We start from the raw sequence: 14,683 nt of genomic DNA, 5'->3' as shown, positions 1-14,683 counted from the left end.
GAGGGCCTTGTTCTCCTAGGGCGCGTAAGTCACCCTTGAATTAGAAGATCAGGTTTGTCGCGTTCCGCGACGGAAAGTCGCGCTCTGAGTCGCCAATATAGCGGCTGATCGGCGGTTTCCATATATTTCGCGGGCGAAAGACGTCGGCGATCTTCATGTCCGGAGTATCGCCAAAGAGCGCGGTTCGGCCAGGTGGCGCCGCGCCCGAGGTTCCGGGGCGGCCTTGCTTGGTGTAGGGGAGGGCCCATGTTCCCCCTCTTTCAAGTCGAGAGGCCCGCATGAGCCCCACCGAGAGCCAAGCGGCCCTGGTCCTGTTTTCCGGCGGCCAGGACAGCAGCGTGTGCCTGGCCTGGGCGCTGGAGCGCTATGGGCGGGTCGAGACCGTCGGCTTCGACTATGGCCAACGCCACGCCATCGAGATGGAGGCCCGCCAGACCGTGCGCCGCGAGATCGCCGCGCGCTTTCCGCGCTGGGCCGAGCGCCTGGGCGAGGACCATGTGCTCGACATCAGGAGCTTCGGCGCGGTGGCCCAGTCGGCCCTGACCGCCGACCGCGCCATCGAGATGACCGAGCGCGGCCTGCCGTCGACCTTCGTCCCTGGGCGCAACCTGGTGTTCCTGATCTACGCCGCGGCCCTGGCCGACCGGCGCGGGATCGACGCCTTGGTCGGCGGCATGTGCGAGACCGACTTCTCGGGCTATCCGGACTGTCGCCGCGACACGCTGGACGCCATGCAAGGCGCCCTGAACCTGGGCATGGATCGGAATTTCCGCGTCGAGACTCCGCTGATGTGGCTGACCAAGGCCCAGACCTGGGCGCTCTCCAAGAGCCTGGGCGGCGAGGATCTGGTCCGGTTGATCGTCGAGGAAAGCCACACCTGCTACCAGGGCGAACGCGACGAGCTCCATCCGTGGGGCCACGGCTGCGGAACCTGCCCGGCGTGCGAGCTGCGCGAAAAAGGCTACGCCGAGTGGGACGCGGCGGGGCGCGAGGCGCTCGTCCGATGAGCGGCGATCAGCGGTTTTCCTTCCCCCATCAAAGGGGGAAGGGAGTATGACCTATTCGGTGAAGGAGATCTTCCTCACCCTTCAGGGCGAGGGCGGCCAGGCCGGCAAGGCGGCGGTGTTCTGCCGGTTCTCCGGCTGTAACCTGTGGAGCGGGCGCGAGCAGGACCGCGCCAAGGCGGTCTGCGCGTTCTGCGACACCGACTTCGTCGGGACCGACGGCGAGAACGGCGGCAAGTTCGCCACGGCCGAGGCGCTGGCCTCGGCGGTCGAGGCCCAGTGGACCGGCGGGCCGGACGATCGCCTGGTCGTCTGCACCGGCGGGGAGCCGCTGCTGCAGCTGGACGCCGAGGCGATCGCGGCCCTGCGCGCGCGAGGGTTCCAGATCGCGGTCGAGAGCAACGGAACCCTTAAGGCGCCGGACGGAATCGACTGGATCTGCGTCAGCCCCAAGGCCGACGCGCCGGTGGTTCAAACGTCCGGCCAGGAACTGAAGCTTGTTTTTCCTCAGGAAAAGGCCCCGCCCGAGCGGTTCGCCGACCTCGATTTCGAGCGCTTCTACCTGCAGCCGATGGACGGACCGGAGCGCGAGCGGAACACCCAATTGGCGGTGGCCTATTGCCTTTCCCACCCGCAATGGCGTTTAAGCGTCCAAACACACAAATATCTCGGCCTGCCCTGACGGATAAGGCGCGCGACTTGGTGACAGGGTCGTCGCGCTAGAGCCTCCCAGGCCTAGTCAAAGAAGCGACATATGAAGCCCGTCTTCGAGATCACGAAGGCCGCGTATTTCGACGCGGCCCATTTCATTGAGCAGGGTCCGCCGGACCATCGCTACCGCCGGCTGCACGGCCACTCGTTCAAGGTCGAGGCCAGCGTGAAGGGCGAGATGGCGGAGGCCGGCTGGGTCGCCGACCTGGAAAGCCTGGACGTGGCGCTGAAGGCCATCGCGGCCGAGCTCGACCATGGCCTGCTGAACGAAAAGCCCGGCCTGGACGTCCCGAGCCTGGAGCGTCTGTGCCTCTATTTCGCCGAGCGGCTGAAGGGGACCTTCCCGAGCCTGTCGCGCGTGGTGCTGTCGCGCCCGACGATCGGCGAGACCTGCTCCCTGGCGCTGTAGGGCGCCGCCTACTTCGGATCCTTGTCGCCGTGTCCCGGCGTGATGGCCCGGCCCGTGGCCATGACGGCATGGCCGCCCAGCTTGGCCGCGCCGCCGACCGCCGCGCCGGTGACCCCGATGGCCGTGCCGGCCGCGGCGCCCACGGCGGAGGCCACGCAGCCCGCCTGCGAGAGGGCCAGCGCCGTCAGGACGGCGGTGATCGGCGCGAGACGGCGAAGGGTCATGGCAAGGCTCACAAAACGCTGTTTGGCTCTTCTAGAGCGTGACGCCGAAAGTGGGAACCGGTTTCGGCGCGAGTCACGCTCTAAGTATTTGATTTAGAGCCTCGTTATCGCGTCAAAACGATTCCGTTTTGACGCGCGAGGCTCTAGCCGGCCAATCGTTTAAATTCCGCGTGTCGGATCGTCGCGGCGGCCGAGCGCCCGCGTCAGGACGGCCGGATGCGATCGGACTCGACGTCCAGATAGGCGGTGTTGGCGTCCTCGGCGCGCCGCCAGGGGCCCGTGTGGCGCGGATCGGCGCGCCTTCGGCGGTCGGGGCCGAAATAGTCCTCGGTCCGCACGAACGGACGGGGGTTCTCGATCAGCAGGGTCAGGCGATGGATGACGCCGCGCGCGGTCACCGGCTTGGCCAGGAATTCGTTGACGCCCGCGTCGCGCGCCTCGTGCACCCGGCGCTGGGTCGAATGGCCGGTGATCATCACGATCGGGACGAGCGGATTGGGGCTGTTGGGCGCGCGACGGACCAGATTGACGAAGTCGAGGCCGTCCACGCCGTTCATGGACAGGTCGGTGAACACGACGTCGATGGCCGTGCTTCGCATGATCGACAGCGCCTCGGCCCCATCCATCGCCTCGAAGACGTGCTGGACGCCGATCGCGCGCAAGATCTCGATCAGCAGGATGCGCATGTGCTGGTTGTCGTCGACCAGCAGTATTTTCAGAAGGTCGAAACGCACGCGCTGGGCCCCCTGTCATCGCGCCGCCCATCACACTCATGGCGTGTGATTGTCTCGCGCCAGGGGATAGGTGTTTCCAGCCTTACGCCCGCGAGCCTTCGCGGGTCAACTGAAAAGGCGAGCTAAATCAGTGCCAAGGCCGATCGGTGCGAGACTCTTGATCTTGCTCAAGCTTGCGCGCTCAGGGTGAACGCGCCGCCGCCCGTCTGGCCGCGATGGCGCAGAAAGGCGTCGGCCAGCACGCAGGCGGTCATGGCCTCGACCACCGGGACGCCCCGGATGCCGACGCAGGGATCGTGGCGGCCCTTGGTGCGCAGATCGACCTCCTGGCCCGCCTCGTTCAGCGTCTGGCGCGGGATCAGGATCGACGAGGTCGGCTTGAAGGCGACGCGCGCGACGACGGGCTGCCCCGTCGAAATGCCGCCCAGGATCCCGCCGGCATGGTTGGACAGGAACGCCGGCTGGCCGTCCGGCCCCAGGCGCATGGCGTCGGCGTTGTCCTCGCCGGTCAGGGCGGCGCTGGCGAAGCCCTCGCCGATCTCGACGCCCTTGGCGGCGTTGATCGACATCAGCGCGGCGGCCAGCTCGGCGTCCAGCTTGCCATAGAGCGGCGCGCCCCAGCCGGCCGGAACGCCGATCGCCTCGACCTCGACGATCGCCCCGGTCGACGAGCCGGCCTTGCGGATTTTTTCCAGGTGCTCTTCCCACACGGGCACGATCGCGGCGTCGGGGGACCAGTAGGGGTTCCGCTCGACCTGACCCCAGTCCCAGTTTTCGCGGTTGATCGCGTGCGGCCCGATCTGGGTCAGGGCCGCGCGCACGGTGACGCCGGGGATGACGAGGCGCGCGATCGCGCCGGCCGCGACCCGCGCGGCGGTCTCGCGCGCCGAGCTGCGCCCGCCGCCGCGATAGTCCCGCACGCCGTACTTGGCGAAATAGGCGTAGTCGGCATGGCCGGGGCGGAAGGCCTGGGCGATCTCGGAATAGTCCTTCGACCGCTGGTCGGTGTTCTCGATCATCAGGCTGATTGGCGTGCCGGTCGTGCGCTGGCCGTTGCTGCGCTCGTCCTCGAACACGCCCGACAGGATGCGCACCGCGTCCGGCTCCTGGCGCTGGGTCACGAACTTGCCGCTGCCAGGCCGGCGCTTGTCGAGGAACCTCTGGATCATCTCGGCCGTCAGCGCGATCCCGGGCGGGCAGCCATCGACGACGCAGCCCAGGGCGGGCCCGTGGCTCTCGCCCCAGGTGGTGACGCGGAACAGGTGGCCGAAGGTGTTGTGCGACATGGCGCGGCTTCTAGCGGAAACCGGGCGAGGGCGCAAAAGCGGGGCGGTTTTCGCGCGGGCGCGAAGAACCTCTCCCGCGAGAGAGGTTCCCTGGTTCGCTTCAATCGTATGTTCGCGGCGCCCCGTTATTCGCAGGGATAGGTGGTCTCGGTATAGTAAGCGCTGCTCGTACCCCAAATCTGCGTGATGCCTTGGCCCAGGCAAGGCCTGTACATGCCGCCGACCTCGGTCGTGTGCTCAGGCTCGGCGTAATAGATGCGCTCATAGGCGACCGGCGGATAGGCGAACGCGACGGCGGGCAGGAAGCTGAGGGCGATCGCGCCGCCCAGAGCGATCTTCGTGGCAAGTTTGCTGATCATTACAGTCTCCACGGTCGAGGCGCGGGAGATTATCTCTCGTGCAACTTCAGACTGTATCAATTTTCGCCCCGCGTCACGCGTTCAAGCGCTTGTGTGGAAGGTTTATATATAGCAAGCTATATAGCGAGCTATTAATCGGAGGCGCGTGATGGATGTCGATCTGTTGGCCGGGTTCGGCGTGGGGTTCCTGGGCAGCCGGCTCAAGCGTCTGGCCGAGCGGATGCAGGCCGACGCCGCCGAGGTGGCGCGCGCGTTCGACCTGCCGGTGCAGCCGGCCCAGATGTCGCTGCTGATGACCATCCGCCTGCACGGCCCGATCGCGGTCGGCGCTCTGGCGGAGCGGCTGCGGCTGGCCCAGCCCACGGTCACCCGGGCTCTGGGCGCTCTGGAGGCCGAGGGGCTGGTCGAGGCGCGCCGCGCGCCGGGCGACGGCCGGACCAAGCGGTTGGCCCTGACGGAGAAGGGCCAGGCGGTCATGGCGCGCGTCCAGACCGGCATGTTGCCCGGCATCGAGGCGGCCGCCGCGCAGCTGGTCGAGGGCCTGGAGGGCGATGTCATGCTGAGCCTAGCCAAGATCGAGGCGCGATTGGCCGAGAGGTCGTTACTCGCGCGCATCGAAAGCGCCCCGACGCCGACGATGTGGGCGCGCGACTTCTCGGACGATCTGGCCGAGGCCTTCCACCGGATCAACGCCGAGTGGATCCAGTCGATGTTCACCCTGGAACAGAACGACATCGACCTTTTGTCACGGCCGCGCGAGCTGATCCTCGACAAGGGCGGGGTGGTGCTGTTCGCCGAGACGGCGGCGATGGGCGTGGTCGGAACCTGCGCCCTGATGGCCTCCAAGGACGGCTGGTTCGAGCTGACCAAGATGGGCGTCCTGGAAAGCGCCCGGGGGCTGAAGGTCGGCGAATTCCTGCTGACCAAGGTTCTGGAGCGCGCGTCCAGCCTGGGTGTCGACAAGCTGTACCTGCTGACCAACACCAAGTGCGCGCCGGCCATCCACCTCTACGAGAAGCTGGGCTTCGTCCACGACGCCGAGATCATGCGCCTGTTCGGGGCGCGCTACGCCCGTTGCGACGTGGCGATGTCCTACCGGCCGCGCCGGGACTGAACGAAGGCGGTTGGCAAGCGTCTCGCTGTCGGGTTACGTTTGTAAAACGCGGTGCGGCTGGGGAGACGGACATGACGCCCGAAGGCTTTCACATCGAACGGGTGAAGATCGCGGCGCCGGGGCGCGTCCAGCGGCGTCGGGCGACCGTGGCGCTGGTCCTGACAGGCCTGGCCAGCCTGCCGATCTTCCACGCGGTCGCTACACACGCGCGCGACGACGTCGCCGAGCGCGCGGCCTATTGGAGCGTTTCGGGCCAGCCCTGCCAGCCCTTGGCCCCCGAACGCTTCGCCAGTGTCTCCACGCCGCCGCAGGTCACGGCCTACGACGGAACGATCTACCAGCGTCATGGCGGGGCCATGACCTGCACCCACCGCGTCGAGACGATCGGCGGCGCGTCCGTGCGCTATCCGGTGTGCAAGTTCACCTCGCCGGACTATCTGGCGGTGGTCGCGGACGGACGCCAGACCTTCTACGACCTGACCATGGGCCGCGCGGCCAGCGTCGCGGTGGTCAATGGACAGGTCCGCTGCGGGGTGAGCGCGAAGTTCGCGATGTAGACCTCACGCCACCCGTCCCAGAACCGACCGCAGCGTCTCGACCATCCGGTCGATGTGGCTCTTCTCCAGGATCAGCGGCGGAGAGAGGGCGATGGTGTCGCCGGTGACGCGGATCAGCAGGCCTTCGTCGAAGCAGGTCTCGAACACCTCGGTCGCGCGGGCGGTCGGGGCGCCGTCGCGCGGCGCGAGCTCAATGCCGGCGACGATGCCGAGGTCGCGGATGTCGATCACGTGGCGGGCGTCGGCCAGCGTGTGGATGGCCTCGCGCCAGTAGCCCTCGATCGCGGCGGCGCGGGCGAAGAGGTCGTCCTCGCGGTAGGTCTCCAGCGTCGCCAGGCCCGCCGCACAGGCCAGAGGGTGGGCCGAATAGGTGTAGCCGTGGAAGAGCTCGATCGGCGCCTCGGCGCCCGCCAGCATGGCGTCATAGATGGCGGTCGAGGCGGCCACCGCGCCGCAGGGCACGGCGGCGTTGGTCAGTCCCTTGGCCAGGCACATCAGGTCGGGCGTGACGCCGAAACGGTCGGCGGCGAACGGGGCGGCCAGGCGTCCGAAGCCGCTGATCACCTCGTCGAAGATCAAGAGGATGTCGTGGCGGTCGCAGATGGCGCGCAGGCGCTCCAGATACCCCTTTGGCGGAACCAGCACCCCGGTGGAGCCGGCGACGGGCTCGACGATCACCGCGGCGATGTTGGAGGCGTCGTGCAGGGCCACGATGCGTTCCAGATCGTCGGCCAGATGCGCGCCGTGCTCGGGCTGGCCCTTGGTGAACAGGTTGCCGGGAACGCCGTGGGTGTGGGGCAGGTGGTCGACGCCGGTCAGCAGGCTCCCGAAGGTCTTGCGGTTGGTCGAGATGCCGCCCACCGAAATGCCGCCGAAGCCGACGCCGTGATAGCCGCGTTCGCGCCCGATCAGCCGGGTCTTGGTCCCCTTGCCCCGGGCGCGGTGATAGGCGAGGGCGATCTTCAGGGCCGTGTCGACCGACTCCGAACCGCTGTTGGTGAAGAAGATGCGGTCCAGGCCCTTCGGCGTGATCTGGGCCAGGCGCGAGGCGAACTGGAAGGCCAGCGGGTGGCCCATGTTGAAGCTGGGCGCGAAGTCCATTTCCGCCGCCTGCTTCTGGATCGCCTCGCGAATGCGGGGGCGGTCGTGGCCGGCGTTGACGCACCAGAGGCCGGCGGTTCCGTCCAGCACCTCGCGGCCCTCGGGGGTGCGATAGAACATGCCCTTGGCCGAGGCCAGCAGGCGCGGATGGGCCTTGAAGCGCCGGTTCGGCGTGAACGGCATCCAGAAGGCGTCGAGGTCGTTGGCGCCGAAGTCGGGCATGGGAGGCTTCCCTTGGAGAGGCCTTGCATTGTGATCGCAATTTGATCTTCTTCGAAAGGGTTTCCTTCCATCCGACGTCCCCGGCGAACGCCGGGCCCGGATGGCGGGCCTTGGGTTGGGCTCCGGAAGGCGCAGAGCTCATCCCGTCAGCCCAAGCGCTTTTGGATCTGGATCCCGGCCTCCGCCGGGAAGGTCGGGAGAGGGAGATGGCCGCCGTTCGCAGACCCCTCGCCGACTCCCAGGCCGTGCACGACCAGGTCTACGCGGCGATCCGGCGGGCGCTGATCACCGGTCGCATCGCGCCGGGCAAGGGCGTCAGCTTGCGGAGCCTGGCCGGCGAGCTGGGCGTCTCGCCGATGCCGGTGCGGGACGCGGTCCGCCGGCTGGTCGCCGAGCGGGCGCTGGCGATCAACCCGGCCAACAAGCGCCTGTCCGTGCCGTCCCTGACCGCCGACCGGCTGGAGCAGCTGGCCCTGGCCCGGCTGTGGGTCGAGCCGGAGCTGGCGGCGCGCGCCGCCGCGAGCGCCGACGTCGGTCTGATCCGCCAGCTTCAGGCCGTGGACGCCGATCTCGACGAGGCGCTTAGACTGGGCGATGTCGACCGCTACATGACGGCCAATCACGCCTTTCACTTCACGCTCTACGAGCGGGCCGGGGCCGAGGTGCTTCTGGCCATGGCCGGGGGGCTCTGGCTGCAGATCGGGCCGTTCATGCGGGTGGTGTTCGGCCGCGTTGGGGCCAACGACCTGGCGGCCGACCACCACGCCCAGGCCATCGCCGCGCTGAAGGCCAAGGACGCCGAAGGCGCCCGCCGCGCCATCGCCGCTGATCTTTCCGAAGGCATGGACAAGATGCGGGCCGCCGTGGAGGGCGTGTCGTGAACCCCCGGCTTGACAGGGTCGCGAGGGCGGAAAACTGTGATCACAGTTATCAGGATCTTGTCCCGTGACCATGCTCGCCGCCATCGCCGCGCCGTCCGGAGGCTTCGCGCCGACGGGCGTCGCGCGCGCCGTTCGCGCGTTGCATAACGGCGCCGAGCCGAAGTCGGCGCGTCGAGGCAATCCGTGATGACCCCTCTCAAACTCATTGAAACCCAAGCCTTCATCGACGGCCAGTGGATCGCGGGCGACCGCGCGTTCGAGGTGCTGGATCCGGCGACCGGCGCCGTGATCGCCAAGGTCGCCGATCTTGGTCCCGACGAGACGCGGACGGCGATCGCGGCCGCGCATCGCGCCTTCTCCGCCTGGGCCGGCCAGACGGCCAAGGCGCGCGGGGCGATCCTGCGCCGGTGGAGCGACCTGATGCTCGCCCACGCCGACGACCTGGCCCGCCTGATGACCGCCGAACAGGGCAAGCCGTTGGCCGAGGCCAAGGGCGAGGTCGCCTATGGCGCGGCGTTCATCGACTGGTTCGCCGACGAGGCTAAGCGCGCCTACGGCCACACGATCCCGACCCCGATGCCGGGCAAGCGCCTGGCCTCGATCAAGCAGCCGGTGGGCGTTTGCGCCGCCATCGCGCCGTGGAATTTCCCGATCGCCATGATCACCCGCAAGGTCGGGCCGGCCCTGGCCTCGGGCTGCACCGTGGTGGTCAAGCCGGCCGCCGAGACGCCGCTGTGCGCGCTCGCCATCGCGCGCCTGGCGGTCGAGGCGGGCGTGCCGGCCGGGGTGCTGAACGTGGTGACGACCACCAACTCCAGCGCTGTCGGCAAGACGTTGTGCGAGGACGGCCGGGTGCGGAAGCTGTCGTTCACCGGCTCCACCCCGATCGGCAAGGTGCTGTACGAGCAGTGCGCCGGCACGATGAAGAAGCTCAGCCTGGAGCTGGGCGGCAACGCGCCCTTCATCGTCTTCGACGACGCCGACCTTGAAGCCGCCGTCGACGGCGCGATCGCCAGCAAGTACCGCAATACCGGCCAGACCTGCGTCTGCGCCAATCGGCTGATCGTGCAGTCGGGCATCCACGACGCCTTCGTCGCGCGCCTCTCTGAAAAGGTCGCGGCGATGAAGGTCGGGCCGGGGACGGAAGACGGCGTGGTGATCGGGCCGCTGATCAACGACAAGGCCATTCAGAAGGTCGAGGCCCTGGTGCGCGAGGCGGTGGCCGGCGGGGCCAAGGCGGTGGTGGGCGGGGACCGCCACGCCCTGGGCGGCCTGTTCTATCAGCCCACGGTCCTGACGGGCGCGACACCGGCCATGCGCCTGTTCAACGAGGAGATCTTCGGCCCGGTCGCCCCGATCGTGAAGTTCGAGACGGAAGCCGAAGCCGTCGAGCTGGCCAACGCCACGCCCTTTGGCCTGGCCGCCTACTTCTACAGCCGCGACGTCGGCCGCTGCTGGCGCGTGGCCGAGGCGATCGAGGCCGGCATGGTCGGGATCAACGAAGGCCTGATCTCCACCGAGGTCGCGCCGTTCGGCGGGGTCAAGGAGTCGGGCCTGGGCCGCGAGGGGTCTTCGGAGGGGCTCGAGGAGTATCTGGAGACCAAGTACCTGTGCTTTGGCGGGGTGGGATGACGCGCCTTCCTAACCCTCAAAATGCTCCGTCATTCCCGCCCTTGTGGCGGGAACCCCTCCCTCCGCCGCAAGGGCGGGAGGGGCGGACCGCAGGCGGTCCGCGGGCGTCGCAAGTGCGGGCTGAACCAGGGTTTCCCGCCACAAGGGCGGGAATGACGGTTGAATGGGGAGGGGCGGTGGAATGATCGCTGACCTCACCCGCTCCCTCTCCGATCTGCTGACCCAGGAACGCGCCCGCTTCCTGGCCGAACACCCCCGCTCGGTCGCCATGGCCAAGGCGGCCGCCGCGCACTGGCGCGGCGGGGCGCCGATGCACTGGATGAACGATTGGGCCAGTCCGTCGCCGATCTTCGCCGCCCAGGGCGTCGGGGCGCAGATCACCGATGTCGACGGCAAGCTCTATGACGACTTCTGCCTGGGCGACACGCCGTCGATGTTCGGCCATGGCGACGCCTCGGTGGCGGCGGCCGTCGCCGACCAGATCAAGCGCGGCGCGGGCTTCATGCTGCCGACGCCGTCCGCCGCCATCGTCGGCAAGCTCCTGGCCGAGCGGTTCGGCCTGCCGCTGTGGCAGGCGGCGACCACGGCCAGCGACGCCAACCGCGCGGCGATCCGCTGGGCGCGGGCGGTCACCGGCCGGCCGGTTATCCTGGTCTTCGACGGCTGCTATCACGGCATGGTCGACGACGCCTTCGTGGTGCTGAAGGCTGGCGGACCCGCGATGAAGCCGGGCCTGCTGGGCCAGGTCCACGACCTGACGGCGACCACCCGCGTCGTTCCGTTCAACGATATCGCCGCGCTGGAAGCGGCCCTGGCGCCCGGCGATGTCGCCGCCGTCCTGGCCGAGCCGGTGATGACCAACTGCGGCATGATCCTGCCCGAGTCCGGCTTCCACGAGGCCCTGCGCCGCCTGACCCGCGACGCCGGAACCCTGCTGATCATCGACGAGACCCACACCATCTCGACCGGCCCCGGCGGCTATACGCGCGCCCACGGCCTGGAGCCGGACGTCTTCGTCCTGGGCAAGGCCATCGCCGGCGGCGTGCCGGCGGCGGTGTGGGGCGTCACCGCCGCGCTCTCGGCGCGGATGGACGACGCGCGGGCCAGGATTGGGCCGGGACAGTCCGGCATCGGCACGACGCTGTCGGGCAATGCGCTGGCCATGGCCGCCATGCGCGCGATGCTGAGCGAGGTGATGACCGACGCCGCCTACGCGCGGATGCTGGCCGGCGCCGAGCGGCTGGTGGCGGGGCTGAGGGGCGTGATCGCGGCGCGCAAGCCGCTCTGGTCGGTCGTCCATGTCGGCGCGCGGGTCGAGCTGGTGTTCGCCGATCCGCCGCCGAGGAACGCCGCCCAAATGCGAAAAGCGCTGGACCATCAGGCGGTGGAAGCGCTGCATCTGTGGCTGATCAACCGAGGGGTGCTGATCGCGCCCTTCCACAACATGATGCTGGTCTCGCCCGTCACCGACGACGCGGCGATCGACCGGCTGGTCGCGGCCGTGGACGGGTTCGCGGCGGCGATGGGGGAGATAAATTGATGAGCGGGACGCTAACGGAAACCCTCTCCCGGCGGGAGAGGGCGGGCCCCAAGGCGCAGCCTTGGGAGGGTGAGGGATTTCACCCTCGACCGGCTTCTCGCCCTGACTTTTCCGGAAAGGCTTTACCCCCTCACCCCCCCACGTCCTACGGACGCGGGTCCCGCCCTCTCCCCACGGGAGAGGGGTCATGGTGATGGTCGCCGACATCCAGGAATGCCGCGACTTCCTGGCCGCGAACCCTCAGGTGCGGTTCGTCGAGGTGTTCTTCACCAGCATGACCGGCGTGCCGCGCGGCAAGCGGCTGCGGGTGCATGAGCTGGAGGCGATCTACGAATACGGCCGCTTCCTGCCGGGCTCGGTGCTGGTGGTCGACACCACGGGGGCCGACTGCGAGGACACGGGCCTGGTCTGGGAGGATGGCGACGCCGACCGCCGCGCGCGGCCCGTCCCGGGAACCCTGACCCTGGCGCCGTGGCTGGGACCCGACGTCGCCCAGGTCATGCTGTCGATGTACGAGCTGGACGGGACGCCGAACGACCTCGATCCGCGCCACGTGCTGCGACGGGTGCTGGACCGCTACGCCGCCGATGGCCTGACCCCCGTCGCCGCTTGCGAGCTGGAATACTACCTCGTCGACCTGGAACGCGGGCCGCGCGGCGAACTCCTGCCCGCCAAGTCGGCCCTGACCGGTCAGGTCCCGACCGGCATCCAGGTCTACGGCCTGCCGGAGCTGGAGGCCCACGCCCCGTTCCTACGCGAGCTGTGGGACGTCGCCGACGCGATCGGCGTGCCGCTGGAGGGCGCGATCTCGGAGTTCGCGCCGGGCCAGGTCGAGCTGACCCTCAAGCACAAGGCCGACGCCCTGCGCGCGGCCGACGACGCGGTGCTCTACAAGCGCGCCGCCAAGGGCGTGGCTTTGCGCCATGGCTGCGAGGCGACCTTCATGGCCAAGCCCTGGAGCGACCGGGCCGGCAACGGCTTCCACGTCCATCTCAGCATCAACGACGCCAGCGGCAATAACCTGTGCGCGGCGGAGGACGTCGAGGGCTCGGCGCTGCTCAAGCACGCCATCGCCGGCATGAAGGCCCTGCTGGGCGAGGGCATGGCGATCCTGGCGCCCAACGCCAATAGCTATCGCCGCTTCAAGGCCAACAGCTACGCGCCGGTGGCGCCGACCTGGGGCGTGAACAACCGCACCGTCAGCCTGCGCGTGCCGGCCGGTCCGCCGCATACCCGCCATGTCGAGCATCGCGTGGCGGGCGCGGACGCCAATCCGTATCTGGTGCTGGCCGTGCTGCTGGCCAGCGCTCACCACGGTATCAAGAACAAGCTCGATCCGGGGCCGGCGGTGGTCGGCGACGGCTACGCGGCCGCCGCCAAGGAGAACATCCGCCTGCCCAACAACTGGTTCGCCGCCGTGGACCTGTTCGCGACCTCGGAGGTCCTGCGCGACTATCTGGGCGAGCGTTTCGTGGACATGTTCGTGTCGGTCAAGCGCACGGAACAGGCGCGCTTCTTCGAGGTCGTCACCGAGCTCGATTTCGATTGGTATCTCCGCAACGCGTGAAGTTGCGTGGTGAGTGAGGGGGCTCCTTTCCCCGTCCAAGGGGAAGGAGCGAGTGAGTGCCGCGAACGTCATGTCCGTGATCGGACAACCTAGAGGGAGATAGGGGACCATGAGCACTATCACGGGGAGGGGCCTGAACCGCCGCTCGCTTCTGGCCGCGACCGGCGCGGCCGCCATCGGCATGACCTTCACCGCCTGCGGTGAGAAGCCCAAGGCCGCCGGCGCCGGCGGCGAGGAGCCCAAGCTCAACTTCTACAACTGGGACACCTATATCGGCGAGACCACCCTGGCCGACTTCAAGAAGGCCACGGGCGTCGACGTGAACATGAGCCTGTTCGCGACCAACGACGAACTGTTCGCCAAGCTGAAGGCGGGCAATCCCGGCTTTGACGTCATCGTGCCGTCCAACGAGTTCGTCACGCGGATGACCCAGGCCGACATGCTGACGCCGCTGGATCACGCCAAGATCCCGAACATCAAGAACATCGACCCGACGTTCCTCAATCCCGACTACGATCCGGGCCGCAAGTTCTCGATGCCCTACACCTGGCTGCTGCTGGGCATCGGCTATCGCAAGAGCAAGGTCCAGGGCGTGCCCGACAGCTGGAAGTGGCTGTTCGACAGCGACAAGTACAAGGGTCGCATCGCCCTGCTGTCCGAAAGCGCCGACCTGGTGCGGCTGTCGGCCAAGTATCTGGGACACTCGCTGAACAATATCCCCGCCGACATGATCCCCCAGATCGAGAAGATGCTGATCAAGCAGAAGCCGTTCGTGAAGGCGTTCCACGACGACAACGGCCAGGACATGCTGCTGGCCGGCGATGTCGACCTGGTGCTGGAGTACAATGGCGACATCGCCCAGGTGATGCGGGAAGACCCCGATCTCGACTTCGTGGTGCCCAAGGAAGGCAGCCTGATCAACTCCGACAGCCTGTGCATCCCGAAAGGCGCGCCGCGTCCCAACAACGCCCACGCCTTCATCAACTATCTGCTGGACGCCCAGGCCGGCGCGGCGATCACCAAGAAGATCCTCTATCCGACGCCGAACGCGGCGGCCAAGGCGCTGATGCCCGACAGCTACAAGAAGAATCCGGTGATCTTCCCGCCCCCCGAGGTGATGGCCAAGTGCGAATACGGCGCCTTCGAGGGCGCGGAAAAAGCCAGCCTCTACGAGGAGGTGATCACCCGGGTGCGGGCGGCCTGAGAACCCTTCCCCCTTGATGGGGGAAGGGCAGGGATGGGGGTGACTCCGGCAGCGGACGTCACCCCGGCCTCGCCAAGTTCTGAACCGCTTTCACCCCCAACCCCGCCCTTCCCCCATCAAGGGGGAAGGGAGAGACGC

Annotated in this window: 16 protein-coding genes and 1 pseudogene; 12 read left to right on the top strand and 5 right to left on the bottom strand. The window is 68.4% G+C overall.

The genetic code is table 11. From position 1 onward, the window contains the following. Positions 1-278: 278 nt before the first annotated feature. The 3 genes from queC (at position 279) to OR37_RS13630 (ending at position 2,124) form a co-directional block, all read left to right on the top strand. Entirely contained in the window at positions 279-1,007 is a 729-nt protein-coding gene (queC, locus tag OR37_RS13640; RefSeq protein WP_004620836.1) for a 7-cyano-7-deazaguanine synthase QueC, read from the top strand. 46 nt (positions 1,008-1,053) lie between these two features. Further along, the gene (queE, locus tag OR37_RS13635) at positions 1,054-1,686 is read left to right on the top strand and encodes a 7-carboxy-7-deazaguanine synthase (RefSeq protein WP_004620834.1); all 633 of its coding nucleotides are present in this window, start codon (positions 1,054-1,056) and stop codon (positions 1,684-1,686) included. A gap of 72 nt (positions 1,687-1,758) precedes the next feature. Continuing rightward, positions 1,759-2,124, top strand: coding sequence for a 6-carboxytetrahydropterin synthase (locus OR37_RS13630; protein WP_004620833.1), 366 nt, complete (start codon positions 1,759-1,761; stop codon positions 2,122-2,124). A gap of 8 nt (positions 2,125-2,132) precedes the next feature. Here OR37_RS13630 and OR37_RS13625 read toward each other — a convergent pair whose 3' ends face one another. From OR37_RS13625 to OR37_RS13610, 4 genes are all read right to left on the bottom strand, one after another. Further along, positions 2,133-2,348 (bottom strand): hypothetical protein, encoded by a 216-nt coding sequence (locus OR37_RS13625; RefSeq protein WP_004620831.1) that lies wholly within the window; start codon positions 2,346-2,348, stop codon positions 2,133-2,135. A gap of 203 nt (positions 2,349-2,551) precedes the next feature. Next, the gene (locus OR37_RS13620) at positions 2,552-3,082 is read right to left on the bottom strand and encodes a response regulator (RefSeq protein ID WP_004620830.1); all 531 of its coding nucleotides are present in this window, start codon (positions 3,080-3,082) and stop codon (positions 2,552-2,554) included. Between the two features lie 167 nt (positions 3,083-3,249). Then, the gene (aroC, locus tag OR37_RS13615) at positions 3,250-4,368 is read right to left on the bottom strand and encodes a chorismate synthase (protein ID WP_004620828.1); all 1,119 of its coding nucleotides are present in this window, start codon (positions 4,366-4,368) and stop codon (positions 3,250-3,252) included. A 125-nt stretch (positions 4,369-4,493) separates the two neighbouring features. Then, complete coding sequence (locus OR37_RS13610; RefSeq protein WP_004620826.1) at positions 4,494-4,727, bottom strand: hypothetical protein; 234 nt, start codon at positions 4,725-4,727, stop codon at positions 4,494-4,496. A gap of 148 nt (positions 4,728-4,875) precedes the next feature. Here OR37_RS13610 and OR37_RS13605 point away from each other — a divergent pair, with 148 nt between their 5' ends. Next, entirely contained in the window at positions 4,876-5,841 is a 966-nt protein-coding gene (locus tag OR37_RS13605) for a bifunctional helix-turn-helix transcriptional regulator/GNAT family N-acetyltransferase (protein WP_004620824.1), read from the top strand. Between the two features lie 71 nt (positions 5,842-5,912). Further along, positions 5,913-6,398, top strand: a complete 486-nt coding sequence (locus tag OR37_RS13600; protein WP_004620823.1) for a hypothetical protein — start codon at positions 5,913-5,915, stop codon at positions 6,396-6,398. A 3-nt stretch (positions 6,399-6,401) separates the two neighbouring features. Here the strand turns inward: OR37_RS13600 and OR37_RS13595 are convergent, their stop codons facing one another. After that, on the bottom strand, positions 6,402-7,721 hold the full coding sequence (locus OR37_RS13595) for an aspartate aminotransferase family protein (protein WP_004620821.1): 1,320 nt from the start codon (positions 7,719-7,721) through the stop codon (positions 6,402-6,404). Positions 7,722-7,927: 206 nt separating this feature from the next. Here OR37_RS13595 and OR37_RS13590 point away from each other — a divergent pair, with 206 nt between their 5' ends. The 7 genes and pseudogenes from OR37_RS13590 (at position 7,928) to OR37_RS13570 (ending at position 14,545) form a co-directional block, all read left to right on the top strand. Beyond that, entirely contained in the window at positions 7,928-8,602 is a 675-nt protein-coding gene (locus tag OR37_RS13590) for a GntR family transcriptional regulator (protein ID WP_004620819.1), read from the top strand. A 64-nt stretch (positions 8,603-8,666) separates the two neighbouring features. Then, complete coding sequence (locus OR37_RS22345; protein ID WP_268743955.1) at positions 8,667-8,789, top strand: hypothetical protein; 123 nt, start codon at positions 8,667-8,669, stop codon at positions 8,787-8,789. Beyond that, positions 8,789-10,234, top strand: a complete 1,446-nt coding sequence (locus OR37_RS13585; protein WP_004620817.1) for an NAD-dependent succinate-semialdehyde dehydrogenase — start codon at positions 8,789-8,791, stop codon at positions 10,232-10,234. The genes OR37_RS22345 and OR37_RS13585 overlap by 1 nt, the downstream gene beginning before the upstream one ends. Then, positions 10,231-10,401: pseudogene (locus OR37_RS22170) on the top strand (hypothetical protein); the annotation flags it as partial. The gene OR37_RS13585 and the pseudogene OR37_RS22170, both read left to right, overlap by 4 nt. Next, complete coding sequence (locus OR37_RS13580) at positions 10,398-11,774, top strand: aspartate aminotransferase family protein (protein ID WP_054508559.1); 1,377 nt, start codon at positions 10,398-10,400, stop codon at positions 11,772-11,774. The pseudogene OR37_RS22170 and the gene OR37_RS13580, both read left to right, overlap by 4 nt. A gap of 187 nt (positions 11,775-11,961) precedes the next feature. Further along, entirely contained in the window at positions 11,962-13,341 is a 1,380-nt protein-coding gene (locus tag OR37_RS13575; RefSeq protein ID WP_004620813.1) for a glutamine synthetase family protein, read from the top strand. A gap of 109 nt (positions 13,342-13,450) precedes the next feature. Then, positions 13,451-14,545 carry an ABC transporter substrate-binding protein gene (locus OR37_RS13570; RefSeq protein WP_004620811.1) on the top strand — a complete coding sequence of 365 codons (1,095 nt, stop codon included), beginning with the start codon at positions 13,451-13,453 and terminating at the stop codon, positions 14,543-14,545. The last annotated feature ends 138 nt before the right edge of the window (positions 14,546-14,683 follow it).

Origin of the sequence: Caulobacter vibrioides OR37 (assembly GCF_000372645.1) — a bacterium.
In the GTDB taxonomy this organism is placed as follows: Bacteria; Pseudomonadota; Alphaproteobacteria; order Caulobacterales; family Caulobacteraceae; genus Caulobacter; species Caulobacter vibrioides_E.
This window is presented reverse-complemented; position numbering and strand designations above follow the sequence as displayed.